The sequence below is a fragment of the Duganella sp. Dugasp78 genome, from assembly GCF_059491455.1.
This window is the reverse complement of sequence record NZ_CP168506.1, coordinates 6,972,071-6,996,831: the sequence shown is the minus strand read 5'-3', so window position 1 is coordinate 6,996,831 and position 24,761 is coordinate 6,972,071. Positions and strand designations below refer to the sequence as shown.

The window sequence follows — 24,761 nt, the reverse complement described above, 5'->3', positions numbered from 1 at the left end:
CTCCGAGGAGCGCCTTGTTTTATTCGGCTTCTTTTTCAGGAAGCGCGATCTGGTTGTCCGTGCTGAACTGGTAATCCTTGAACACGTGCTCGGCGGTGAGCAGCTGGTACTCGCCGCTGGCCTTCTTGTGCGTGGTGTCCTTCAGGCGGTAGGTGTAGTGCCCGCAGGTCCAGCAGTTGAAGTTGCGCATGTGGGTGCACAGGCAGGTCTTGTCCATCACCACGATGTTCTTTTCGTCCGGATGCGCCGCCACTTCGCGGTTGTAGGAATTGATGTAGGCGCAGTTGCCGGTCGCGTCCAGCAGGTAGCCGTACGACTCGCAGCCCGGACGGATGCCGGCGCCGATGGCCGGCGTGCTCTTGAGCATGCGCATCGGATAGCCGGTCGGCGAGATGCCGTTGACGATGATGTCCTCTTCCGACGCCTTGAAGTATTCCTGCTTGACCTTGGCCGGCAGGCCGCACTCATTGGTGACGGTGAAGCGGGTCGCCACCTGCACGCCCGCCGCGCCCGCTTCCAGGAAGCGCACCGCGTCGCTGCCAGTGAAGATGCCGCCGGCCGCGATCAGCGGAATGTCCAGCTGCTCCGCCTTCAGATAGTCCAGCAGCTCCTGGGTGATGGTCATCAGGTCGTATTCGGCCCAGTCCATGCCGAATCCCAGGTGGCCGCCGGCCAGCGGGCCTTCGACGATGATGTAGTCCGGCAAACGGTTCAGCTTGGCGTTCTTGCGCAGGAAGATCTGCAAGGCGCGCACCGACGACACGATGATGCCCAGCTTGGCTTCGCGGAAGCGCGGGTGGTCGGCCATCAAGGCGAACGAGCCGAAGTGCAGGCCGGCCGACAGCGTGATGCCGTCGATGCCGGCGTCCAGCGCAGCGTTCAGGCGGGTGCGCAGGGTTTCACGCGGGCCGTTCATGGTCAGCTTTTCCATGCAGTTGACGAAGATCAGGCCGGGGCCCTGCTTCGCCGCCATGGTGGCGCCGATGTGGCGGCGCTGCGCGTCGGCCAGGCGTTCCAGGTCGAACTGCACCACGGACTTGTCCATGTTGTTGATATTGAACTTGTAGAGCTTGGTCTTATCCTTGACGAAGCTGGTGTCGAACTTGCGGTCCGACACATCTTCCACCATCGCATCCGAGATATGGCCGATACCGCCCAGGCGGGCCGCTTCCAGCGCCAGCTCGGACGTCGAAATATCCACGCCCATGCCGCCGACCATGATGGGCACGTACTCGTTTTTGCCAAAGCGCAGGCGGAAATCATCAACACGTTTCATTGCTATCCTTAGACTACCGTAGTGGTTGCCGGGAACAAAGCCCGGCGCTATGCGTAAATGCGGTCGCGCGGCAGTACACCTTGCATGGAGCCCGGTTCGATTCTACTCCATGTGTACTACAGCATTGTGACGCCGCGGCGGGCGTCGCGCGAGGGGATCAGTCGCGGAAGTTGTTGAATTCCAGCGGCATCTCCGGCACGTCCTTGCGCAGCATGGCCATGGCCGCCTGCAGGTCGTCGCGCTTGGCGCCGGTGACGCGCACGGCGTCGCCCTGGATGCTCGCTTGAACTTTCATCTTGCTATCCTTGATGACGCGCACGATCTTCTTGGCGTCGTCGGATTCGATGCCGTTTTTGATCTTGATCACTTGCTTGACCTTGTCGCCGCCCACCTTCTTGATGTCGCCGTCTTCCAGGAAGCGCACGTCCACCTTGCGCTTGGACAGCTTGTTGGTCAGCACATCGCGCACCTGCTGCAACTGGAATTCGGAGTCGGCGACGACGGTCAGTTCGTTTTCCTTGTGCTCGACGGAGGCGCCGGTACCCTTGAAGTCAAAACGGGTGGCGATTTCTTTTTGAGATTGCTCGACAGCATTCTTCACTTCGATCATATCGGCTTCGGAGACTACATCAAACGACGGCATAACTATTTCCTTTTCGTGTGGCATGCAGCATGAATCAAACCCGCTGCATCAAAGACTGACATTTTAACGGACAACCGGCCCGCCGCCGCCATATCGGCGGTGGTTTTTTACTTGTTTCGCTCTATAATCGATGAAATTTCCCAGGTTTTTCCTCCATGCATCCACAGTCAGCCATTCAATACCAGTTCCCACTCCAGTCTCTTAATACATTCGGCATTGCGGCGACGGCGCACGCGTATTTGCGCGTGAGTAAAACAGAGCAACTGCTCGGCGTTTTTGCCGATGCCGCCTGGGTTTCTTTGCCGAAGCTGGTGCTGGGCGGCGGCAGCAATTTGCTGCTGACCGGGGACTTTCCGGGACTGGTTTTGCACATCGCGCTGCAGGGCCGCGAGGTGCTGGCCGGCGACGAACACCACCACCACGTGCGCGCGGCGGCCGGCGAGAACTGGCACGAGTTCGTGCAGTGGACGCTGGCGCAGGGCGTGGGCGGACTGGAAAACCTGTCGCTGATACCGGGCACGGTGGGCGCGGCGCCGATCCAGAACATCGGCGCCTACGGCCTCGAAACGAAGGACGTGTTCCACAGCGTGACGGTGTTCGATCCGTCCGACGGCAGCACGCGCACGATGGATGCCGCCGCCTGCCGTTTCGGCTACCGCGACAGCATCTTCAAGCAGGAGGGGGGGCGCCACCTGATCATCCTCGACGTCCGCTTCGCGCTGCCGAAGCAGTGGCAACCCAATCTGCGCTACGCCGAGCTGGCGCAGGCGGTGGCCGAGCAGGGCCTGGCCGCGCCGAGCGCGCAGCAGGTCGCCGACACGGTGATTGCGATCCGCCGCCGCAAGCTGCCCGATCCCGCGGTGATCGGCAACGCCGGCAGCTTCTTCAAGAATCCGGTGGTGACGGGCGCGCAATGCGCGGCGCTGCTGGAGCGCTTTCCCGCGCTGGTGCATCACGCGCAGCCGGATGGCAGCGAGAAGCTGGCGGCCGGTTGGCTGATCGATCAATGCGGATGGAAGGGGCGCAACCTGGGCGCGGCGGGCGTGTACCCGAAACAGGCGCTGGTGCTGGTCAATAACGGCGGCGCGCAAGGCGCCGACGTGGTGGCACTGGCGCGCGCGATCCAGGCGGACGTGCAGGCGCGCTATGGCGTGCTGCTGGAGCCGGAGCCGGTGTTCATTTAATGGAGGCCCCACCGCAAGTCGTTCCCGCGTAAGCGGGAACCCATGCCGAGCCGGTATCGGACGCGGCGTATGGATTCCCGCGTGCGCGGGAACGACTTGTTAGCCGAAGTGGCAGACGTAATCGACCGTCTCAACGGTCTCGATATCAAAGCTCGAATTGCCGCCCACTTTGAATTCCTGGCCTGCCGCGTAGGTCTGCCATTCGCTGGCGCCGGCCAGGCGCACCTTGCATACGCCGCCGATGATCTCCATCGTTTCCGGCGCGCCGGTGTTGAAGGTCAGGCTGGAAGGGAAGATCACGCCGACACTTTTCTTGCTGCCGTCGGCGAAGATCACATTGTGCGAAACGCATTTGCCGTCGAAGTAGATATTCGATTTCTTGACGACGCTGACTTGATCAAATTGTGCACTCATACTGCTGTTTTTCCTTGGTTTGATGCGGAGGGGAGACCAGGCAGGTCGTGCGCGTTCACCACGCGGTTGCGGCCGGCGTGCTTGGCGGCATACAGGGCCTGGTCGGCTTGCTGGATCAGTTGCTCGACGCTGGAGGCGGGCGACGGCACCACGCTGGCCACGCCTATCGACATGGTCAAGGTGGCCAGGCCGCTGTCCGCCCGCGGATTGGCGAGGGCTAGCTGCTCCAGATGGCGGCGGCACGACTCGGCCACGATCAGTGCCCCAGTCAGTGGTGTATTCGGCAGGATAATGGCAAATTCCTCGCCGCCGTAGCGCGCGGCCAGGTCGGCCGGTCGCTTGAGATGTTCGGTCAACACCGCGGCCACTTTTTTCAGGCATAAATCGCCTGCCTGGTGGCCGAAGCTGTCGTTATATAGCTTGAATAGATCGACGTCGCACAGCAGCAGCGTCAAAGGCTGCTTTTCGCGCCGGCCGCGCTGCCATTCGTGCTCCATGGTTTCGTCGAAGTGACGGCGGTTGGCGATGCCGGTCAGGCCATCGAGCGCCGCCAGCTTGCGTAGTTCGATGTTGGCATCAGCCAGCTGTTTCTGGCTCTCGCGCAGGAAGCGGAAGGCCTGGTCGCGTTGCAGCCGGCTGATATGGGCGCCCGAGTGATAGCGCACGCGTGCCAGCAGCTCCAGCTTGTCGGGCAGCTTGACCATGTAGTCGTTGGCGCCCATGGCAAAGCTGTGCGCCTTGAGCTTGGGGTCTTCCTTGGCCGAGAGTACGATCACCGGCACGTGGCGCAGCTCCTCGCATCCCCGATAGCGCTGGATGATGCTGAAACCGTCGATGGACGGCATCACCAGGTCCTGCAGGATCACGGTCGGCTGCAATTGCTGCGCACTCTCCAGGGCCTGGTTGGCGTCGGTCACGTAGTGGAATTCGATATCGGCCTGGTCGCTCAGCATGCGGCGCACCGCCTCGACGATGATCAGCTGATCGTCGACCAGCAGCACCCGGACCTTGAAGACGGTCAGCGTCTGTTCTGGATCTGCTGCGGTTGCGGGTACGTCGGACATCGTCGTTCTCTTTAAGGGTAAATCAGCCGTGGCCGCCCAGGGTGCTGCGCAAGACCGGGCCGATCTTCGCCAGCGGTAAAATCATCTGCGCCGCCTCGAGCTCGGCGGCGGCGCGCGGCATGCCGTAGACGGCGCTGCTGGCCTGGTCCTGGGCGATGGTCGTGTGGCCGGCGCGGCGCATGGCCAGCAGACCCTCGGCGCCGTCACGGCCCATGCCGGTCAATAGCACGCCGACCGCTTCGCCCTTCCAATGCTGGGCCACGCAGTGGAAAAACACGTCGACCGACGGACGGTAGGCGTAGTCCTTCGGGTTTGCATCGTAACGCAAGCGATGGTTTTGATCCAGCGTTAAGTGGTCGTTGCTCTTGGCGATAAGGACCATGCCCGCCACCAGTTCGTCGCCTTCCTCGATGGCGCGCACCGGCATCTCCAGCTGTTCGCCCAGCCAGCGGGCGAAATTGTCGGCGAAGTGCTGGTCGATGTGCTGCACCACCACCACGGCGCAGCCGCGCGGCGGCTTCCATCCCGCCAGCATCTTCGATACCGCCATCGGCCCGCCGGTGGAGGCGCCTATCGCCAGCAGCGAGGTGACCCGCACCGGCGCCTCCTGCGCCTCGGCGCCATTGCCATTGCCGTTGGCGGCGCTCCTGGGCATCATCGCCTGGCTGCCGCCGCTGTGGCGTATCAGCTTGTCCATGGTGCGGATCTTGGCCAGCAGTTCGGCATCGCCGCCCGGTTTTCCCTGCAACACAGGCGTCGCCGTCACATCCAGCGCCCCGGCGCCCAGCGCGCGGAACACCTGGTTGACATTGTCCTGCGGCCGCCCGGTCACCACCAGGATGGCGCACGGGCTGTGCTCCATGATCTGCCGGGTCGCCTCGACGCCGTCCAGCTCAGGCATGTTCAGGTCCATCAGGATCAGGTCCGGCAGGTTGTCGGCACACATGCGCACCGCCTCGACGCCGGTGCGGGCGATCCACAGCACCTGGTGCTCCGCCGTGCTGGCGACCACCCGCCGCAGCGCTTCGGCTGCCATGGCGACATCGTTGGCGATGGCGATCTTCATCTGCGGGCATCTCCTATCAGGTCGTTGACGGCATCGAGCAGCGTCTCGTCGTGGAAGCTGCCCTTGGTCAGGTAATAGTCGGCGCCGGCCGAGAGCCCGCGCGCGCGGTCTTCCGGACGATCCTTGTAGGAGACTATCATGACTGGCAGTTGATGCAGGTGGATGTCCTTTTTGATCAGCGTGACCAGTTCGATGCCGTCCATGCGCGGCATGTCGACGTCGGTGATCACCAGGTCGTAGTCGCCGCTGCGCACCACGTTCCAGCCGTCGATGCCGTCGATGGCGATATCGACCAGGAAGCCCCGGCCCAGCAGCAGCTTGCGCTCCATTTCGCGCACCGTGAGCGAATCGTCGACCACCAGGATGCGCTTGGCCTTGCGGCGCTCGGCCTGGTCGGACTTGGCCAGTTGATGCAGGCCGCCTTCGTGCAGCAGCTTGTCGATGGAGAGCAGCAGGTCGGGCACGTCGAGGATCAGCACCGGCTCGCCGTCGTCGAGCAGGGCGGCGGCGGAGATGTCGCGCATCTTGCCGAAGATCGGATCGAGCGCCTGCACCGCCAGGCTTTGTTCGCCGCGTATCGCTTCCACCACCAGGGCGTAGCGGCGGGCGCCGCTGCCGATGACGACCACCGCCAGCTCGTCGCTGCTGGCGTCGGTGTCGCCCAGTTCCAGCACCTGCGCGGCCGAGACCAGGCCCAGATGTTCGCCACCGAGATCGAAGAACTGCTTGCTCTCCAGCGTGTGGATGGCCGACTGCGCCACCTTGACCACGCGCTCCACCTGCACGATGGGTACGGCGTAGGCCTCGCCCTTGATGTCCACCACCAGCGCGCGCACGATCGACTGCGTCAACGGCAGCGTGATGCAGGTGCGGAATCCGGCGCCCAGTTCCGATTCGATGCGCACGGTGCCGTTTTGCGAACGTATGGTTTCGTGCACGATGTCCAGGCCGACGCCGCGCCCGGAAATCTCGGTGGTGTTCTCTTTCAGGCTGAAGGCGGGCAGGAACAGGAACTCCAGCAGCTCGGCCGGCGACAGCGAGGCCGCCATCTGCGGGCTGGCCATCTTGCGCTCCACGACGAGGGCACGGATTTTTTCCAGGTCGACGCCCCGGCCGTCGTCGTTGATCTCGATACTGAGCATGCCGGCGCGGTGCTTCGCTTCCAGCACGATGGTGCCGACGGCGGGCTTGCCGGCGGCGGCGCGCACCTCCGGCACGTCCATGCCGTGGTCGACGGCGTTGCGCAGCATGTGGTTGAGCGGGCTTTCGATTTTGGCCAGGATGTCGCGGTCGACCAGCGTGTCCTCGCCGATGATCTGCAGTTGCACCTCCTTGCCCAGGTTGCGGGCCAGGTCGCGCACCATGCGCGGGAAGGCCTGCACGCCGTCGCGGAAGGGGCGCATGCGCAGCGTCAGTACTTCGTCCACCATGCCTTGCGATACGGCCAGCAGGCGGCGTTCGTAGGCTTCGATGTCGGCGATGTGCTCCAGCACGAACTGCTTGAGCGGGTGGGTCTTTTGCAGTGCCAGCAGCGATTTTTCCTTCAGGCCGGCGTCGCAGCTGTTGGCGATCGCCTCGTGCAGCTGCTCGACCAGCGCGAACAGGCTGCTCTGGTTGCGTTTGAAGCGTTGCATGTCCTGGATGAAGGGATGCATCTGGTGCGCGTTGATGCGCGATTCGCTGGCCAGCGACAGCAGCCGGTCGAAGTTCTGCGCGGCCTTCAGCGCCGCCGGCGCGCGCGGCGCGGCCGCCGCTGCTTCCTCGGCGACAGCGGCTGGCGCGGCGGGCGCACTCGGTGCGCCAGGCGGCGGCAGGCCGGCTTGCGCCCGCAGGTTCACCGGCTCGGGCAGGAAGGCGATGGTGGCGATGGCGTCCAGCGTCTGCTTGATCAGCGCGGCGTTGGCGGCCAGCCAGGCGTCGACGCCGCTGTCCTGCAAGCGCGAAAGCTGGAGGATCAGGTCGACGCCTGCCAGCAGCACATCGACGCGGTTGGGCGAGAGCGCCAGCTTGCCGCGCTGGGCGGCGATGAAGGCGTCCTCCATGCCATGCGCCAGCTGCACCACCACCTCCAGGCCGACGATAGCGGCCGCGCCCTTGATCGAGTGCGCCGCCCGCATCATCGACTCGATGGCGCCGGCGTCGTCCTTCAGACGCTCCATGGCCAGCAGGCCGTCGGTGAGAATCTGGGTCTGGCTCTCGGCCTCCATGCGGAACAGGTCCAGCATGGAAAACTGGCTCAGGTCACCGTTGCCGGTGTTGTCGCCGCTCTGGCTCATCGCAGTAACCTCGCAAGTTGGTAGCCGATCAGCGCCGCATCGAGCACGCCGATATGCATGTCGTCATGCGCTATCACGCCCGACAGGAAGCGCGACAGGCCCTTGTTGATGGTGGCGGCAGGCGCCTGCACCGAGGCGCTGGCGTAGCGCAGGATGCCGTGCAGGTCGGCCACCGGCAGCGCGTAGGCCTGGTCCTCCCATTGCGTCAGCAGCAGGCGCGCGAAGGTATGGCGGTTGGTGGCGGCTACGCCCTCGCTTTCGTCGATGCCCAGCAGCGCCGCCAGCGACATGCATGGATACAGCGTGCCGCCGACGTTGACGATTCCGCTCAAGCCCAGTTCCGCGCGGTGCGGCAGGCGGTGCGGCCTGGCCTGCTGTGCCACCGAGACGAACATCCTGGTCGGCAGCGACAGCCATTCGCGGCCGATGCGGAACACCAGGCAGGAAGCGTCCAGCTGCTGCGCGCCGGCGGCGGCCTGACGAAAGTGGGCGGCCCAATCCTTTTTGTAGTCGTCGCCGACGACGCGTTGCAGGTTGCGCTGGGCGGCTGCCGCGTACACTTCGCAGTTGCGGCAATGGACCGCCTGTTCCAGTTTCTCGCAGCTTTGGTCGCCGACGACGCCGATACGGTTCCAGCAGTCGTCGATGCTGGCGATGGCGATGGGGGAGGGGGAGGTGGTGTTCATGGTCGGTCGCCCTTATGATTCTTGCTGGCGCTTGTAGACGCGTGCGGCGCGGGCCTTCAACGCGGTGGCGGCTCCGGGGTCGTTGTTGGTCTCGGCCAGCAAGGCCAGATGGCACAGTGCTTCGTAATGGTCGGGTTGCAGGTAGACGCAGCGCTTCCAGTAGTCTTCCGCAAGTTTGTGCTGGTTCGTCAGTTCGTTGACCAGGCCGAGGATGAAATAGGCTTCCGCCGAATCGGGCGCTTGCGCCAGGTGGGCGCGGCTGCTGTTTTCGGCTTCCTTCAACAGTCCCAGGTCGGCCAGCCGGTGTGCTTCGGCCAACAGGTCGATGGCGGCCGGCGTGGCCGGCTCCGGCACGTGCGCGGACACACGCCGCGACACCGGTTGCGCAAGCGGCGCCGGCGCCAGGGCGGATGCGGCCGGCGGCGCGGCACGGCGCGCGGCGCGCGGTGCAGGCCTGGCTGCCGGCTTGACGGCAGGCGCCGGCCGCGGGTCTTCCTTCCTCAGGCCGAAAGCCTGCGGATACTGGAGTGGCGTAAAACCGTGCTGGCAAAACGAGGGCACCTCGGCATAGCCGGCGAACAGCAGCCCGCCTTCGCCCAGCAAGGCCTCCAGCTTGGCGATGGCCGCCCTGGTGGTGGGCTTGTCGAAGTAGATCAGCAGGTTGCGGCAAAAGATCACGTCGTAGTGGCCCGTGCGCGTGTTCAGGTCGAACTCCAGCAGGTTGCCCTGTTTGAAGCGCACCTGCTGGCGCAAGGCTTCGTTGATGCGGTAGTCCTCGCCGACGGCGCTGAAGTGGCGCTCGCGGAAGGCCAGGTCCTGGCTGCGGAAGGCGTTGCGGCTGTATATGCCGCTCCTGGCGCGCTCCACGCAGCCGGGGCTGATGTCGACGGCATCGATGATGTAGCCGTCGCGGCGCACGCCGGCATCGGCCAGCACCATCGCCATGGTGTAGGGTTCCTCGCCGCCGGCGCAGGGGATGGACAGGATGCGCACCAGATGGTTGGCGTTGGCGGCCAGGCGCGCGCGGACAAAATCAAGGGCCGCCTGGAAGGCTTGCGGATCGCGGTAGAACCACGACTCCGGCACCACCACCAGCTCCACCAGCGCTGTCAGTTCGGCCGGCGTCATGCGGTCCAGGTAGATGTCCTGGTTGGCGGCGGCGGTGCGCTCCATGCGGCGCCTGATCGCGCGTTCGACCGTGGACCTGGACAGCGTCAAGCCGGTGGCCTCGTGCAGCATGGATTGTGCGGGCGTCATGGCTGGAACAGCATCGCGCGCAGCGACGCCGGCAGCAGGTGTTCAAGCTCCACCAGTTGCAGCATGCCGCCCGGATCGCTGGCGACCTGGCCGAGGAAGGGCGCGGCCTGCACGCCGCTGGCGCCCAGCTGCGACTCGGTGACTTCCTGCACGCCCAGTACGCGCTCCGCGCGCAGGCCAAGCAGGTGGTCCGTGCCTTCCGGCGCGTGGTAGTTCACCACGATGATGCGGGTGTCGAAATGATCGGCGCCGCTCGGCAGCCCGCTGGCGCGGCACAAATCGATCACCGGCACCGACCGGCCGTGGAAGTCCATCAGGCCGGCGACGGCGTCCGGCGCCAGTGGCAGATGCTTCAGTTCCAGCAGCGGCAGCACCCGCACCACGTCGCGCAGGCGCAGGCCGTAGCGGTCGGCTCCAATGTGGAAGATCAGCAGTTTCATCGCCCGCTCCGGTCAGGCCGCGACGGCAAAGTTGGCGACGCTGGTCTGCAGGTCGCCCGCCGCGTACTGCAGCTGGTGTACCGCCTCGCTGGTGGCCTTGAGCGATTCCACCGTCTGCTGGGTGGCGTCGTTCAGCTGCGTCATGGTTTCGGAAATCTGCTGCGCGCCGACCGCCTGCGACTGCATCCCCTGCAGCACCGCGTCGAACTGCGGCGCCAGCTTCTGCACCTGGTCCATCACGCCCGACAGCTGGTCCGTCACCTGGCGCACCTCGCCCACGCTGCGGCGTATCTCTTCGGAGAATTTGTCCATGCCCATCACGCTGGCCGACACCGCCGACTGCATCTCCTTGAGCATCTGCTCGATGTCCCAGGTGGAGACCGAGGTCTGGTCGGCCAGGCGGCGGATCTCGGTGGCCACCACCGAGAAGCCGCGGCCCGCCTCGCCGGCCTTCTCGGCCTCGATGGCGGCGTTGAGCGAGAGGATGTTGGTCTGGTCGGCCACCTTGGTGATGGTGATCAAAACGCTGTTGATGTTGGAGGCCTTCTCCGACAAGGCGGCCAGCTTGGCGTTGATCGAATCGGTGGCCGAGACCATGTGCTGCATGGTGCTGTCCATGCGGCGCAGGTTGGTCTGGGCGTCGGCGGTGGCGCTGGTGGTGTAGTCGGCCACCGCGGTGGCGTCCTCCATGGTTTTCAACAGCTGCGAGGTGTTGGCGGAGATTTCCTTGGTGGTGCTGAGGATCTCGACGCTGGTCTGGGCCTGTTCGATGCCGGTCGCTTCCTGCTGCCTGGCCGAGGCGGCGATTTCGGTGGCCGAGGTGGTGACCTGGATGCCGGCCTTCTGCACGTTGTTGAGCAGCGCGCGCAGATTCTCGAACATGCGGTCCAGGCCATGCGCCAGCTGGCCGATGGCGTCCTCGCCGGCCACCGCGATCTTGCCGGTCAGGTCGCCGGCGGCGGCTTTGGAGACCACGCCGAGCAGCGAATCGACCTTGGACTTGAGCAGGTTGGTGGCCGCCAGTTCGCTGGCCTGGCTGTCCTGGATGGACTGCGCCATGCGGTTGAACTCCGTCGCCACCCGGCCCAGTTCATCGGCGCTCCCGATCGTCGCCCGCGCCGACTGTTCGCCGGCGGCGATGCAGCCCACCGCGTGGGTCAGGCTGTTCAACGGCGCCAGCAGCGAACGTCCCAGCGTCCAGGCGATCATCGCCGACAGCGCCACGCAGGCCAGGCCGCCGCCGCTCAGCACCAGGCGCATGGTTTCCTGCAGCCGGGCCGCGGCGTCGGAGCGTTCGGCCAGCAGGCGCCGCTCTTCGGCGGCGGCATTGTCCAGGAGCTGGTGGATCCCGTGGATGGCGGCATTGCCGCCGCTCTGCTGCGCGTTGTGTCCCATCGCGTCGGCCGCTCCCGGTTTGTCGCCCAGTTGCTGGCGCATGGCCAGCTGCGATTCGATGACGTCGCGCGCCCATACCGCGATCATGGTTTCCAGCTGCTTGAAACGGGCGGTCTGGCCGGGGTTGTCGCCGACCAGCTTTTGCATCTCCTGCAGAGAGCCGGGCAGGTCGCGCAATTCCTTGCGGGCGCTATCGAGGCGCGCCTGGGTGCCGCTCAGGTAGTAGCCGCGCGCTTCCACCTGCACCTGCAGCAGGTCGTTGCGCATCTTGTCGATCGACTGGATCACCTCCATCGAATGCCGGTCCCACCCGTTGGCGTCGGACAGGCTGTTGAACTTGAGGGAGGCCATCAACAGCAGCGCCAGGATGACGGCCAGGATGGCGCTGAACCCGAGATACAACTTCTTCCTGATGCTCAAATCTCTCAACATTTTTTCTCCAGGCGCCGCCTTCGATGCGGCATCGTCCCACGTCTTAAGCTGTCACCGCAAAGTTGGCGACGCTGGTCTGCAGGTCGCCCGCCGCGTACTGCAGCTGGTGTACCGCCTCGCTGGTGGCCTTGAGCGATTCCACCGTCTGACTGGTGGCATCGCTCAGCTGCGTCATGGTTTCGGAGATCTGCTGCGCGCCGACCGCCTGCGACTGCATCCCCTGCAGCACCGCGTCGAACTGCGGCGCCAGCTTCTGCACCTGGTCCATCACGCCCGACAGCTGGTCCGTCACCTGGCGCACCTCGCCCACGCTGCGGCGTATCTCCTCGGAGAATTTGTCCATGCCCATCACGCTGGCCGACACCGCCGACTGCATCTCCTTGAGCATCTGCTCGATGTCCCAGGTGGAGACCGAGGTCTGGTCGGCCAGGCGGCGGATCTCGGTGGCCACCACCGAGAAGCCGCGGCCCGCCTCGCCGGCCTTCTCGGCCTCGATGGCGGCGTTGAGCGAGAGGATGTTGGTCTGGTCGGCCACCTTGGTGATGGTGATCAAAACGCTGTTGATGTTGGAGGCCTTCTCCGACAAGGCGGCCAGCTTGGCGTTGATCGAATCGGTGGCCGAGACCATGTGCTGCATGGTGCTGTCCATGCGGCGCAGGTTGGTCTGGGCGTCGGCGGTGGCGCTGGTGGTGTAGTCGGCCACCGCGGTGGCGTCCTCCATGGTCTTGAGCAGCTGGGCGGTGCTGGAGGAGATTTCCTTGGTGGTGGCGAGGACTTCGGCGCTGGTCTGGGCCTGCTCGATGCCGGTCGCTTCCTGCTGCCTGGCCGAGGCGGCGATTTCGGTGGCCGAGGTGGTGACCTGGATGCCGGCCTTCTGCACGTTGTTGAGCAGCGCGCGCAGGTTCTCGAACATGCGGTCCAGGCCGTGCGCGAGCTGGCCGATGGCGTCCTCGCCGGCCACCGCGATCTTGCCGGTCAGGTCGCCGGCGGCGGCCTTGGAGACCACGCCGAGCAGCGAATCGACCTTGGACTTGAGCAGGTTGGTGGCCGCCAGTTCGCTGGCCTGGCTGTCCTGGATGGCCTGCGCCATGCGGTTGAACTCCGCCGTCACCCGGCCCATTTCATCGCCCGACAACACCTCCGCCCGCGCCGACTGTTCGCCGGCGGCGATGCGGCCCAGCGCGTGCGTCAGGTTGTTCAGGGGCGCCAGCAGGGCGCCCGCCAGCACCAGGCCGATCACGATGGCCAGCACCACGCACAAGCCGCCGCCCAGGATCAGCACCAGCGACATGGTCTCCTGCAGACTTTGCGAGGTGCGCGTGCGGCCGTCGAGCAGGCGGGTTTCGTCGGCGGTGGCTTCGTCGATCAGGGCGCGGATGGCGCCGACGCTGCGGGCGCCGTTGCGCAATTCGGTGCCGTGCCCCAGCTGGTCGGCCGCGCCGGCGCTCTGGCCCAGCGCCCGGCGCCTGTCCAGCAGCGGATGGTAGACCTGCGTGAGCCAGTCGTTGATCATCGTGTGCAGCCGCCGCAGGCGCTCCTGCTGAACGGGATTGTCCGAGGTAAGCGCCAGCAGCCGCTCCAGGCGGTGTTCCAGGTTGGCTTCGGCGTCGGCGCCGACGGAGAGCAGCTTGTCGTCGCCGCTCAGTACATAGCCGCGTTCGGCCGCTTGCAGTTCCAGCACGGCGATCGAGGTACGATCGGCTTCGTGCAGCACTTCCAGCGTATGCCGGTCCCATTGGCGGGCCTCCGACAGCTTCCTGAAGTTGAGATAGGCCATGGCCAGCAGTACCAGGATGGTGGCGACGACGGCACCGAAACCGATAGCGAGTTTTGACTTGATACGGACGTTCTTTAACATAGGTGCTCCACTGGGGCTTGGTGGTGGAAGCAATGTAACATTTTGCCGCCGATTGTGGAGGACAAAAAAAAGGACCGCCAATTGGCGGTCCCTCGTTTGCTGCTGATGTTGGGCTTACTGGCCGCGCTTCAGGCGCGCGTTGGCGGCGATGCGCATGCGCAGCGCGTTCAGCTTGATGAAGCCACCGGCGTCGGCCTGGTTGTAGGCGCCGCCGTCTTCGTCGAAGGTGGCGATGTTCATATCAAACAGCGAGTCGGTCTTGGAATCGCGCGAGACGACGATCACATTGCCCTTGTAGAGCTTGACGCGCACCCAGCCGTTCACGGTGGCCTGGGTGTGGTCGATCAGCGTCTGGATGGCGACGCGTTCCGGCGCCCACCAGTAGCCGTTGTAGATCATCGATGCGTAGCGCGGCATCAGGTCGTCCTTCAGGTGGGCCACTTCGCGGTCCAGCGTGATCGACTCGATGGCGCGGTGCGCCTTGAGCATGATGGTGCCGCCAGGGGTTTCGTAGCAGCCGCGCGACTTCATGCCGACGTAGCGGTTTTCCACCAGGTCCAGACGGCCGATGCCATGCTTGCCGCCCAGGCGATTGAGTTCGGTCAGCACGGTGGCCGGCGACATGCGCACGCCGTTCAGGGCGACGATGTCGCCTTTCTCGTATTCGATGTCCAGGTATTCCGGCTGGTCCGGCGCCGCCTCGGGGCTGACGCTCCAGCGCCACATGGTTTCCTCGGCTTCGGCGCTCGGGTTTTCCAGGTGGCGGCCTTCGAAGGAGATGTGCAGCAGGTTGGCGTCCATCGAGTAGGGCGCGCCGCCGTTCTTGTGCTTCATGTCGATGTCGATGCCGGCGTCTTCCGCGTACTTCAGCAGTTTTTCGCGCGACAGCAGGTCCCACTCACGCCATGGGGCGATGATCTTCACGCCTGGCTTGAGCGCGTAGGCGCCCAGCTCGAAGCGCACCTGGTCGTTGCCCTTGCCGGTGGCGCCGTGCGAGATGGCGTCGGCGCCGGTGGCGTTGGCGATCTCGATCAGGCGCTTGGCGATCAGCGGACGCGCGATCGAGGTGCCCAGCAGGTATTCGCCTTCGTACACGGTGTTGGCGCGGAACATGGGGAACACGAAGTCGCGCACGAACTCTTCGCGCACGTCGTCGATGTAGATGTTCTCAGGCTTGATGCCGAACTTGATCGCCTTGGCGCGCGCCGGTTCCAGCTCTTCGCCCTGGCCCAGGTCGGCGGTGAAGGTGACGATCTCGCACTGGTAGTTATCCTGCAGCCATTTGAGGATGACGGAGGTATCGAGGCCGCCCGAGTAGGCGAGGACTACTTTTTTAATATCGCTCATGCTAGTTCCATTCTTGGTGAAGTTATTCCTGCCGTCGTTCCCGCGCAGGCGGGAACCCATGCTGAGTATGGATTCCCGCCTGCGCGGGAATGACGGTTTACTTGTTTTCTATGCGCCCTAACAGCAGGTACTCGATCAGCGCCTTCTGGATGTGCAGGCGGTTCTCCGCCTCGTCCCAGACCACCGACTGCGGGCCGTCGATGACGTCGGCCGAGACTTCCTCGCCGCGGTGGGCCGGCAGGCAGTGCATGAACAGCGCGTCCGGCGCGGCGCGCGCCATCTTGGCGCTGTCGACGATCCAGCCGTCGAAGGCCTTCAGGCGGGCGGCGTTTTCCTCTTCGTAGCCCATGCTGGTCCAGACGTCGGTGTTGACCAGGTGCGCGCCCTGGCAGGCGTCGGACGGGTTCTCGAAGAAGGTGTAGCGGTCGGTCGAGACCAGCGACATGTCCATGTCGTAGCCCTTCGGCGTCGACACGTTGACGTGGAAGCCGAACACCTCGGCCGCCTGCAGCCAGGAGTACAGCATGTTGTTGGCGTCGCCCACCCAGGCCACGGTCTTGCCGGTGATCGGGCCGCGGTGCTCGTAGTAGGTGAAGATGTCGGCGAACACCTGGCATGGATGGTGTTCGTTGGTCAGGCCGTTAATCACCGGCACGCGCGAATTGGCGGCGAAGCGTTCGATGATGTCCTGGCCGAAGGTGCGCACCATGATGATGTCGCACATGCGGCTCATGACCTGGCCGGCGTCTTCCACCGGCTCGCCGCGGCCCAGCTGGGAGTCGCGCGTGTTCAGGTAGATGGCGGCGCCGCCCAGCTGGTGCATGCCGGCCTCGAAGGAGAGGCGGGTGCGGGTCGAGTTCTTCTCGAACACCATGACCAGGGTGCGGTCGATCAGCGGATGATAGATCTCGTAGTTTTTGAACTTCCGTTTGATCAGGTGCGCGCGTTCGATGACGTATTCATACTCGTCTAACGTGAAGTCGGAAAACTGCAGGTAATGCTTGATCGGTTTTTGGATAGACATATTAACAACTGACAGGAGAGCAGGGCATGGGGCGAGGTGCCTGGCCGGCTTAGCCGAACAATTATAAAGGCAATTCGGAAGATAGGGCGAATCGCCGCAGAATCTCCTGTCTATACAGGTATCGCGGCCGCGCCGTTGCTAAGTGTAGATCTGGGTGGCGGCCGCCGTCTGGTGCTCGGGCGCCGTCAGCGGCAGGTCGAGGGTGAAGGTGGTGCCGTCGCGCGAACTCTGGACGCTGATCTGGCCGCCTAGTAGCGAAGTGACAATGTTATAGCTGATCGAGAGTCCCAGCCCGCTGCCGCCCTGGCCCAGCTTGGTGGTGAAGAAGGGATCGAAGATGCGCGACATGTGTTCCGGCGCGATGCCGCCGCCGTTGTCGCGGAAGGTCACCAGCACCCGGCCCTCGGCCGGCATGGACGCCTGCAGCCACATGCTGCCGCTGCGGTCGCGCGCGAACGCGTGCAGCAGCGCGTTGTTGATGAAATTGGCGATCACCTGGCCGAACGGGCCAGGGTAGCTGTCCATCGCGATCAGGTCCGGCACCTCGATCTCGATGCGGTGGCTGGCGGCGCGGATGCGGTTCATCATCGTCGCGATCACTTCGTGCGTCACCTGCTGCAGGCTGAACTCGCGGCGCTGCTCGGTGGTGCGGTCGACCGCCACCTGCTTGAAGCTGTTGACCAGGTCCGCCGCGCTGGTCAGGCCGCGCATCACCAGCTCGTGCGCCTTGCGGGCGTCGGCCAGGTAGGCGGCCAGCTCGGAGCGGCGCAGGCCCGCGCCGTTCACCTGCTTTTCCAGCTCCTCGGTCTTCTGTATCAGCGTGCTGGCGATCAGCAGGCTGTTGCCGATCGGCGTGTTCAGTTCATGCGCCACGCCGGCCATCAGGGAGCCCAGCGCCGCCAGCTTCTCCTGCGAGACTAGCTGGGTTTGCGCGTCCTTCAACTGGCGGTAGGCGCGGGCGTTGTCCAGCGCGATGGCGCCGTAGGCGCACAGCGTGCGGAAGATCAGCCGTTCCCGTTCGCCGTAGGCGCGCGCGTGCATGGCCTGCACCGTCATCACACCCAGCACGTGTTCGCCCACCACCAGCGGCACGTACAGCGCGCTGACCATCAGCTGGGTGCCGGGCGCCAGGAAGATGTCGTCCGGCCCCGCTTCCTCGACATAGATCTCGCGCCGCTCGCGCACGCAGCGCGCCGAGTTGGCGCGCGGGTTGTCGATGGCGATGGTGTTGGTCGGCAGCGCGTGGCCGTTCTCGATGCCGAAGGCGCGGCTGACGGTTTCGTCGCCGGCGTCGCACAGGTAGATGGCGAAGGTGTTGGCCGGCAGCAGGCCCTGGACGTGGCGGGTCAGCGCCTGGAACACGGCGGCCGCGTCGAGGTGGGTGGTGATCTCCTGGCCGATGGCCGACAGGCGCTCCAGCGTGGCGCTGGTCTGCTGCAGCACCTCGGCGCGGCGCGCCTCGGAGGCCGCCAGTTCGCGGTGGTGGTAGCCTTCGGCGCGCGCGTGTTCGGTCTGGTGGTGCACCTGCATGGCGATGGCGCGGTTGGTGGCTTCCTGGCTGTGGGTCTTGTGGCGCGCGGCGGCGGCGGCCTGCGCCGAGGCGTAGGCCCTGGCGTAGTCGCCGACCCGCGCGTACTCGCGGCCCAGCGCGTCGTGCAGTTCGCCAGGCAGGGTGTAGCCGTCGATGGCGGAGGCCACCTCCAGCGCCTGGTGCAGGTAGTGCAGCGTGGCGTTTTGCTCGGTCATGCCGGGCGGCGGCGGCAGCGCGTGGCGTTCGTGGATCACCGCCAGCACGCGCAGCGCGGCGACGTGATTGTCGCGGTTGGCCTGCTCGGCCGCCAGTTCGACCGCGCGCCCGGCCATCTCCAGCGCCTCCTGCGGACGGTCGAGGAAGCACAGCGCGTGTGCCTGGCCGCGCCGCGCGATCGACTGGAAGTCGGCCTGGCCCAGCGCGTCGGCGCGCCCCGCCATGCGCTGGAAGGCGTTCAGCGCGCCGGGGTAGTCGGCCTTGTCCAGCGCCAGGTCGCCCAGGTAGGACAGCGCGTGCGCGTAGCTGCGCGCGCCCGGCAGCGGCGTCATGATCTGCAGGGCTTCCTGCAGCAGCTCCTCGGTGGCGTCGAGGCGGCCCAGGCGGCGCATGGTTTCGGCGGTGTGCATCAGGCAGGCGCCGATGCTGCGCGGCCAGCCGGTGGGGCGCGCCAGATCGAGCGCGCTTTGCATCCATTCCAGCGCCGAGTGGTGGTCGTTGAGGATGGTGAAATTGAGGCCGATATTGATCGCGGCGGTGACGGCGACGCGCACCTGGCCCGTCTCCAGTGCCGTTTCGTAGCAGTGGATGTAGTGGCGCGCGGCGGTGCCGTGGTCGCTGTGCTGGCTGGCCGACAGGCCGAAGAAGTCGTACACCCAGGCCGCCACGCCGGGATGCCGCGGCGCCTGGTCGCTGGCGAAGCGCCTGCCCCAGCGGCGTTCGGCCGCGCGCAGGTCCTGCAGCACGGCCCAGCGGGCGATGGCCGCTTCGGCGACGTCGGCGCGCTGCTCGTCGCCGGCCTGGCGGGCGGCGGTGGCCATCAGCTCCAGTTCGCTCTCGCCGGCGCGGTGGTCGCCGCGGTCGATGGCGATCCAGGCGCGCAGCCAGTGGGCGTCGGCGCAGCCCTGGTGGTCGCCCTGTTGGCACAGCTGGTCGTAGGCTTGTTCGGCGAGGGCGGCGGCGTCATCGAGCTCGCCGGCCAGCCAGGTGGCTTCGGCCTGCACCAGCTGCAGCCGGGCCGATACCAAGAGCATGTCGTCCGGCGACAGGGCGGTGGCGGACAGCAGCTGGCGGCCTTTGGCGGCCAGGGCGACGGCGCGCGCGGTGTCGCGCTGGCGCAGGTGCCAGGCCAGCGGCACCAGCACCGGCAGGCGCGCAGGGCCGCGCAACGGCAGCAGGGCCGTTTCCCATTGCGCTACTTCGTCGTCGACCGCAAATATGTCCATCGGTGTCCTTCGGGCCATATGACGCAGTGCAGGCTTGTGCGCCGCTTGGGGGAGATTGCCTTGAGGAATTATACCGGTGAAAATACTGGCTGTGGGCACGCCACAAAAATTGCTTTCATGAGCGAAAATTCAGGCCGGGGTATGCATATAAATATTTTAATGTTCCATTAAAGCAATGCTGTAGCAGTGATGATCAAAGATTTAAATGGCTATTTCCGGAAGGGAATTTATAAAGTGGTTCAAGCTTATATTTCTTTCTTGGCAATATTTTAGTGCTGTCGGATTTTTTAGATCTTTCGATATTTTTTGATATGTTCGATATTCTTTTTCGAGTTTAATATCTTTTTTCGACAATGCTAAATTTAAATGCTTTTCGCAGTTTAACGTTCGTTGATTTTGTTTCGTCTTGTCATATAGTGGAATTATCCAACATTCCAAAGAATGGACGGAAATTGCATAAAATATATTTTCAGAGTAGTTTTTGAGCGTTTCTTTTTTTATTTTCGAATTTATTTTATCTATCACATCCACTATTATTTCACTTGGACTTCTTTCTTTTCCATTTTGAGTGAGATGAACGCCGAAATTTTTATGCTCCGCACAATCGGTATCTATTTGAATTATTACATAATCGTTGAACAAGAAGAGATCGTCGAAATAAGTGGTCTGACAGTAGTTGAAGACGTTTTCCCATCCGCCAAACGCACCGAAACGATTTTTATCGGTCTCATCTAATAATGGTTGAGAAAAAGCTACGTCCAAATCAAAATCTTCATATTTTGTATTTAGAATTATTTCGATGACGGCTTGATCAGTTCCCCCTTCTGTCACTAGAGCAAAGCTTGTCATTGATTAAAATCCTTTTGGTAGCCCACCAAGAACGCCATTTATGAATAGTTCTGAAAGCTTATGATTTGGTTTTGTTGGCGATGATTTTGGCTTCATTATTCTTTTTGCTTTGGTCGAACCATTTTTATCGCGAGAAATGACGAAAAGCCGTTGTTCATCGTCGTCTAAATTAATGCCATCCAAGATGGATGGATTGTGCGTAGTTAAAATAACCTGTTTTTTGTTTTCTATAGAGAGCGCGTTAAGTTTTGTCATTAATTTTTGGCATAGCTTGGGGTTGAGCGATGCGTCAATATTATCGATTGCAAAAAATTTTGGAGTTAGATCGGAGGCGAAAAGTGAAAAATAGAATAGCAAGAAGAAGAAGCCTTCGTTGACACTTTTTTGATCGAAATCCTGAGCTGAATCATCAAGATACCGATCTTTAATAAATAATCTGTTGTCGTTAATTTCTGTGACGGTTTTGAAATTATCAAACCAGTCGAGAACTCTCATTGCTTCCTCAATTTTTCCCAGCACTATTGATGGGTCTTGGGTCGAAAAGAAGAATAGCAATTTTAGTAATCCTTCGCCATTAATTCCTAATGGTTCAATTTGTCCCTCGTCTTCAAAAAGACGAAGTGAGGAATTTTCAGGTGAATAGATTAAGAAGTTACCAATTTCCTCTTTGAATTCTGACGTCTTAAAGCTGGAGCGATTGACTATGTTTCTGAATTCGTTGTCACCTTCTATGGCGAGTTTTATATTTATTTTTGAATCTATTTTTTTTGTTTTTTTTGTTTTTATATTTTGTGTTTCAACTTCAATGTTTTTAGTTAATGCAGCCATGAAAGATGTGAAAGAATCATTGGCCTGTTTTTTTTTCTCGTTATCCACCTCGGTTTCAGATTGCCATCGAAGAAAATCAGTTATAACCAATTTCAATGATTCGAAATTTAAGTTTTCTTCGTTTGTGGTGAAATTGCTTGTCCACTTTGAATACAGAGAGTTATCATTTTTTAATGAAAATGAGACAAATTTTTCATCTTTGTTTTCAAAGGAAATCGAAATTGGAACTGTTAAACTTGAGTTGGGGAAAGCTGGTCGCATAAATTCTGGTTTTGTGACTCGTAACCCTCTTGATGCAAGAAATTCATTGTCCAGTTTTTCTGCGCTTGCCGCACCACCTAACACAATTGCTTCGAGTATGTTGCTCTTTCCCGCGCCGTTTTCGCCTATGAATACATTTATTCGTCCTAAGTTAAGGTTGAGCTTGCTTATGGATTTGTAATTGCTGATTTGAATATTCTTTATCATAGTTTTATTCAATATTTTTTGTTGATCGTTAATATAAGGTTTGCGACGATTCATGCAACAGCTGGCCGTACAGCGTGTGGCGCATTTTGGCAATCTTGCCATCAGCCACGGCGGACAGGATCGCGCATTGCGGCTCGATCAGGTGGCGGCAGTTGTAGAACTTGCACTGGCCCAGGTAGGGCTCGAAGTCGACGAAGGCGCGCTCCAGCATGCCTTCGCTCAGGTGGTACAGGCCGAACTCCTGGAAGCCGGGCGAATCGATGATGGACGAACCTATGCCCAGTTCCGGCAACTGGTACAGCCGGGTGAAGGTGGTGGTGTGCTTGCCGGTGTCGAGCGCGGCGGAGATCTCGCGCACGGCGATGTCGGCGTCCGGCACCAGCAGGTTGATCAGCGAGGACTTGCCCATGCCGGACTGGCCGATCAGGATCGACGACTGGCCGGCCAGCAGCGGCTTCAGCACGGCCAGCGCCTCGTCGGGGCGCGCCTTGGCCGAGACCTCGTGCACCGGGTAGCCGAGCGAGGCGTACGGCTGCAGCCGCTCGCGGGTGCGCTCCAGCGATTCGGTGACGTCGGTCTTGTTGAGGATCAGGCGGGCGGTGATGCCGGCCGCCTCGGCCGCCACCAGCGAGCGCGACACCAGGTCGTCGGCGAAGCCGGGCTCGGTGGCGACCACGATGAACAGCTGCGTCAGGTTGGCCGCGAGCAGCTTGGACTTGTATTGGTCCGAGCGGTAGAGCAGGGTCTTGCGTTCCTCGATCTTGTCGATCACGCCCTGGTCGGGCGAGGTCAGCGTGATGCGCACCTGGTCGCCGACCGCGACATTGGTCTTCTTGCCGCGCGTGACGCACTGCAGCTTGACGCCGTCCGCCTCGGCCAGGTAGTGGCGGCCGTGGGCGGCGATGATGGTGGCGCTCAGTTGCGCGTTGGCTTGCTGGCTCATTGCTTGACCGCCGCCGAGTGGAACAGCACGCCGGCCTTGGCCGCGCAGATGAAGTCGTTGTCGGACAGGCCGCCCTGGCCTTGGTTGACCGAGTGGGTGTCGTAGCGGACGATGCAGGTTTTGTAAGTCACGGTCATTTCCGGGTGGTGGTCTTCGGCGTGGCTCAGGTAGGCCAGCGCGTTGACGAAGGCCATGGTGCGATAGTAGTTGGTGAAGCTGAAGGTGCGGACCAGCTTGCCGTTTTCCAGCGACCAGCCGGGCAGCAGCGCCACCAGGCGCGCGGCCTCGTCGGCGCTGAGCGCGTCCCGGGCCGGATGGCAGCGGCGGTTCAGCAGCTCGGCGTGGGTGGGGGGGGCTATGCTCATGCGGCCGCCGCGTGCAGGTGACGGATGCGCACGCTGGCCGGCGGGTGCGAGTCGTAGAAGGCCGAGTGCAGCGGGTCCGGCGTCAGGGTCGAGGCGTTGTCCTCGTACATCTTGACCAGGGCCGAGACCAGGTCGCGGGCGTCGGTGTGCCGGGCGGCGAAGGCGTCCGCCTCGAACTCGTGCTTGCGCGAGCTGATCGAGGTCAGCGGGCCGAACAGGAAGGTGAACACCGGCAGCACCAGCATGAACAGCAGCAGCACCATGGCGTCGTTGCCCTGGCCCGGCAGCAGCAGCGGATCGACGCCCAGGCCGGTGTAGAACCACAGCTGGTTCTTCAGGTAGCCCAGCAGCGCCAGGAAGGCCAGCGAGATCGCGAACATCATGCTGATGCGCTTGATGATGTGCTTGAGCTTGAAGTGGCCCAGCTCATGCGCCAGCACCGCCTCGATCTCCTGCGGCTGCAGGCGCGAGAGCAGGGTGTCGAAGAACACGATGCGCTTGTTGGCGCCGAAGCCGGAGAAGTAGGCGTTGCCGTGGGCGCTGCGCTTGGAGCCGTCCATCACGAACAGGCCCTTGGAGGCGAAGCCGACGCGGCTCATCAGGCCCTCGATGCGGGCCTTGAGCGACTGGTCTTCCAGCGGCGTGAACTTGTTGAACAGCGGCGCGATCACGGTCGGGAACAACACCATCATCAGCAGCTGGAAGCCGCTCCACACCATCCAGGCGTACAGCCACCACAGGTTGCCGGATTTTTCCATCAGGGTCAGCATGACCCACACCAGCGGCAGGCCGATGGCCGCGCCCAGCAGCAGGCCCTTGACCATGTCGGCGAAGAACAGGCCGGGGGTCATCTTGTTGAAGCCGAAGCGCTGTTCCAGGCCGAACTGCTTGTAGTAGTCGAAGGGCAGGTCGATGATGCCGGACACGGCGGCGAACGCCGCCAGCAGCGCCAGCTGGTAGACCATGCCGGGGCCGGTGAGCTTGAAGATCTCCACCGACAGCCATTGCAGGCCGCCCAGCAGCGTGAAGCCGACCAGCACCACGGTGTTGACCAGCAGGGTGATCAGGCCGAACTTGGTGCGGGCGACGGTGTAGTCGGCCGCCTTCTGGTGGGCGGCAAGGGGGATACTCTCGGCGAATTCGGCCGGCACGGCGTTGCGGTGGGCCAGCACATGGCGGATGTGGCGCGAGGCAAGCCAGAAGCGCACGATCAGCGTCAAAATGATGAAAGATACAAACAAAATCGAAAACGCGAGTGAATACATTCTATGCCTGTGAGAAAATGGCGGATTCGGATAAATAGTGGCTCCGAGCGAGCCAAGAGAGAATTATGTCACAAGCTAATGATTTGCCAGAAGGTTCCGCACCGGAAGCCGTCACCCCGCGCCAGAATGAATTCAACCTGGTCTGGGTCGACATGGAGATGACCGGCCTGGAGCCGGACACCGACCGCATCATCGAAGTGGCCGTGGTGATCACCGATATGCACCTGAACGTGCTGGCCGAAGGCCCGGTGTTCGCGATCCACCAGAGCGACGAGACGCTGGACAAGATGGACGCCTGGAACAAGGGCACGCACGGCCGTTCGGGCCTGATCGAGCGCGTCAAGGCGTCGACCGTGAGCGAGGCCGAGGCGGAAGAGGAACTGATCAAGTTCATGAAGCTGTGGGTGCCGAAGGGCAAAGCGCCGATGTGCGGCAACACCATCGGCCAGGACCGCCGCTTCATGGTGCGCTACATGCCGAAGCTGGAAGCCTATTTCCACTATCGCAATATCGACGTGTCCACGCTCAAGGAGTTGTGCAAGCGCTGGAAACCGGAAATCGTCGGCGGCTTCAAGAAGCACCAGAAGCACACCGCGATGGCCGACATCATCGAGTCGATCGACGAGCTGAAATACTACCGCGAGCACTTCATCAAGCTGTAAGCTGCGCGCATCGCCGAAACAGGTTCCGTCGAACCTGTTTTTTTTC

At 62.8% G+C, this 24,761-nt stretch carries 21 protein-coding genes; 2 read left to right on the top strand and 19 right to left on the bottom strand.

Annotation, left to right across the window (positions count from 1 at the left end; translation table 11 throughout):
* Nucleotides 1–19: 19 nt before the first annotated feature.
* A complete protein-coding gene (locus tag ACEN9O_RS31070) occupies nucleotides 20–1,276 on the bottom strand; it encodes a nitronate monooxygenase (RefSeq protein ID WP_495615618.1) in 1,257 nt (418 codons plus the stop codon).
* A gap of 157 nt (nucleotides 1,277–1,433) precedes the next feature.
* A complete protein-coding gene (locus ACEN9O_RS31065; RefSeq protein ID WP_070360205.1) occupies nucleotides 1,434–1,919 on the bottom strand; it encodes a YajQ family cyclic di-GMP-binding protein in 486 nt (161 codons plus the stop codon).
* Between the two features lie 155 nt (nucleotides 1,920–2,074).
* On the opposite strand from ACEN9O_RS31065, the gene murB reads away from it, so the two are divergent.
* Nucleotides 2,075–3,103 carry a UDP-N-acetylmuramate dehydrogenase gene (gene murB, locus ACEN9O_RS31060; RefSeq protein WP_495615617.1) on the top strand — a complete coding sequence of 343 codons (1,029 nt, stop codon included), beginning with the start codon at nucleotides 2,075–2,077 and terminating at the stop codon, nucleotides 3,101–3,103.
* A gap of 99 nt (nucleotides 3,104–3,202) precedes the next feature.
* On the opposite strand, the gene ppnP is transcribed toward murB, so the two are convergent.
* The 17 genes from ppnP to ACEN9O_RS30975 form a co-directional block, all read right to left on the bottom strand.
* Nucleotides 3,203–3,517, bottom strand: coding sequence for a pyrimidine/purine nucleoside phosphorylase (gene ppnP, locus ACEN9O_RS31055; RefSeq protein ID WP_020705687.1), 315 nt, complete (start codon nucleotides 3,515–3,517; stop codon nucleotides 3,203–3,205).
* Nucleotides 3,514–4,581 carry a diguanylate cyclase gene (locus tag ACEN9O_RS31050; RefSeq protein WP_495615616.1) on the bottom strand — a complete coding sequence of 356 codons (1,068 nt, stop codon included), beginning with the start codon at nucleotides 4,579–4,581 and terminating at the stop codon, nucleotides 3,514–3,516. Before ACEN9O_RS31050 ends, ppnP begins: the two co-directional genes overlap by 4 nt.
* A gap of 22 nt (nucleotides 4,582–4,603) precedes the next feature.
* Nucleotides 4,604–5,647 carry a chemotaxis-specific protein-glutamate methyltransferase CheB gene (gene cheB, locus ACEN9O_RS31045; RefSeq protein WP_495615615.1) on the bottom strand — a complete coding sequence of 348 codons (1,044 nt, stop codon included), beginning with the start codon at nucleotides 5,645–5,647 and terminating at the stop codon, nucleotides 4,604–4,606.
* Nucleotides 5,644–7,923, bottom strand: coding sequence for a hybrid sensor histidine kinase/response regulator (locus ACEN9O_RS31040; protein WP_495615614.1), 2,280 nt, complete (start codon nucleotides 7,921–7,923; stop codon nucleotides 5,644–5,646). Before ACEN9O_RS31040 ends, cheB begins: the two co-directional genes overlap by 4 nt.
* The gene (locus ACEN9O_RS31035) at nucleotides 7,920–8,609 is read right to left on the bottom strand and encodes a chemotaxis protein CheW (protein ID WP_495615613.1); all 690 of its coding nucleotides are present in this window, start codon (nucleotides 8,607–8,609) and stop codon (nucleotides 7,920–7,922) included. The genes ACEN9O_RS31040 and ACEN9O_RS31035 overlap by 4 nt, the downstream gene beginning before the upstream one ends.
* Nucleotides 8,610–8,621: 12 nt before the next feature.
* Complete coding sequence (locus ACEN9O_RS31030) at nucleotides 8,622–9,866, bottom strand: CheR family methyltransferase (RefSeq protein WP_495615612.1); 1,245 nt, start codon at nucleotides 9,864–9,866, stop codon at nucleotides 8,622–8,624.
* Entirely contained in the window at nucleotides 9,863–10,306 is a 444-nt protein-coding gene (locus tag ACEN9O_RS31025; protein WP_495615611.1) for a chemotaxis protein CheW, read from the bottom strand. The genes ACEN9O_RS31030 and ACEN9O_RS31025 overlap by 4 nt, the downstream gene beginning before the upstream one ends.
* A 12-nt stretch (nucleotides 10,307–10,318) precedes the next feature.
* A complete protein-coding gene (locus tag ACEN9O_RS31020) occupies nucleotides 10,319–12,133 on the bottom strand; it encodes a methyl-accepting chemotaxis protein (protein ID WP_495615610.1) in 1,815 nt (604 codons plus the stop codon).
* 43 nt (nucleotides 12,134–12,176) lie between these two features.
* The gene (locus tag ACEN9O_RS31015; RefSeq protein ID WP_495615609.1) at nucleotides 12,177–13,991 is read right to left on the bottom strand and encodes a methyl-accepting chemotaxis protein; all 1,815 of its coding nucleotides are present in this window, start codon (nucleotides 13,989–13,991) and stop codon (nucleotides 12,177–12,179) included.
* A gap of 114 nt (nucleotides 13,992–14,105) precedes the next feature.
* Complete coding sequence (locus tag ACEN9O_RS31010; RefSeq protein WP_495615608.1) at nucleotides 14,106–15,338, bottom strand: argininosuccinate synthase; 1,233 nt, start codon at nucleotides 15,336–15,338, stop codon at nucleotides 14,106–14,108.
* A gap of 97 nt (nucleotides 15,339–15,435) precedes the next feature.
* Nucleotides 15,436–16,362 carry an ornithine carbamoyltransferase gene (gene argF, locus ACEN9O_RS31005; protein WP_495615607.1) on the bottom strand — a complete coding sequence of 309 codons (927 nt, stop codon included), beginning with the start codon at nucleotides 16,360–16,362 and terminating at the stop codon, nucleotides 15,436–15,438.
* 138 nt (nucleotides 16,363–16,500) lie between these two features.
* Nucleotides 16,501–19,335: a GAF domain-containing sensor histidine kinase gene (locus ACEN9O_RS31000; protein WP_495615606.1), complete on the bottom strand. Its 2,835-nt coding sequence runs from the start codon at nucleotides 19,333–19,335 to the stop codon at nucleotides 16,501–16,503.
* Nucleotides 19,336–19,536: 201 nt separating this feature from the next.
* On the bottom strand, nucleotides 19,537–20,184 hold the full coding sequence (locus ACEN9O_RS30995; protein WP_495615605.1) for a hypothetical protein: 648 nt from the start codon (nucleotides 20,182–20,184) through the stop codon (nucleotides 19,537–19,539).
* A 3-nt stretch (nucleotides 20,185–20,187) separates the two neighbouring features.
* Nucleotides 20,188–21,534 (bottom strand): AAA family ATPase, encoded by a 1,347-nt coding sequence (locus tag ACEN9O_RS30990; protein ID WP_495615604.1) that lies wholly within the window; start codon nucleotides 21,532–21,534, stop codon nucleotides 20,188–20,190.
* On the bottom strand, nucleotides 21,509–22,423 hold the full coding sequence (gene rsgA / locus ACEN9O_RS30985; RefSeq protein ID WP_495615603.1) for a ribosome small subunit-dependent GTPase A: 915 nt from the start codon (nucleotides 22,421–22,423) through the stop codon (nucleotides 21,509–21,511). The genes ACEN9O_RS30990 and rsgA overlap by 26 nt, the downstream gene beginning before the upstream one ends.
* Entirely contained in the window at nucleotides 22,420–22,788 is a 369-nt protein-coding gene (locus ACEN9O_RS30980; protein WP_495615602.1) for a 4a-hydroxytetrahydrobiopterin dehydratase, read from the bottom strand. The genes rsgA and ACEN9O_RS30980 overlap by 4 nt, the downstream gene beginning before the upstream one ends.
* A complete protein-coding gene (locus tag ACEN9O_RS30975; RefSeq protein ID WP_495615601.1) occupies nucleotides 22,785–24,053 on the bottom strand; it encodes a M48 family metallopeptidase in 1,269 nt (422 codons plus the stop codon). The genes ACEN9O_RS30980 and ACEN9O_RS30975 overlap by 4 nt, the downstream gene beginning before the upstream one ends.
* 65 nt (nucleotides 24,054–24,118) lie before the next feature.
* On the opposite strand from ACEN9O_RS30975, the gene orn reads away from it, so the two are divergent.
* Nucleotides 24,119–24,715: an oligoribonuclease gene (gene orn / locus ACEN9O_RS30970; RefSeq protein ID WP_495615600.1), complete on the top strand. Its 597-nt coding sequence runs from the start codon at nucleotides 24,119–24,121 to the stop codon at nucleotides 24,713–24,715.
* Nucleotides 24,716–24,761 lie beyond the last annotated feature (46 nt).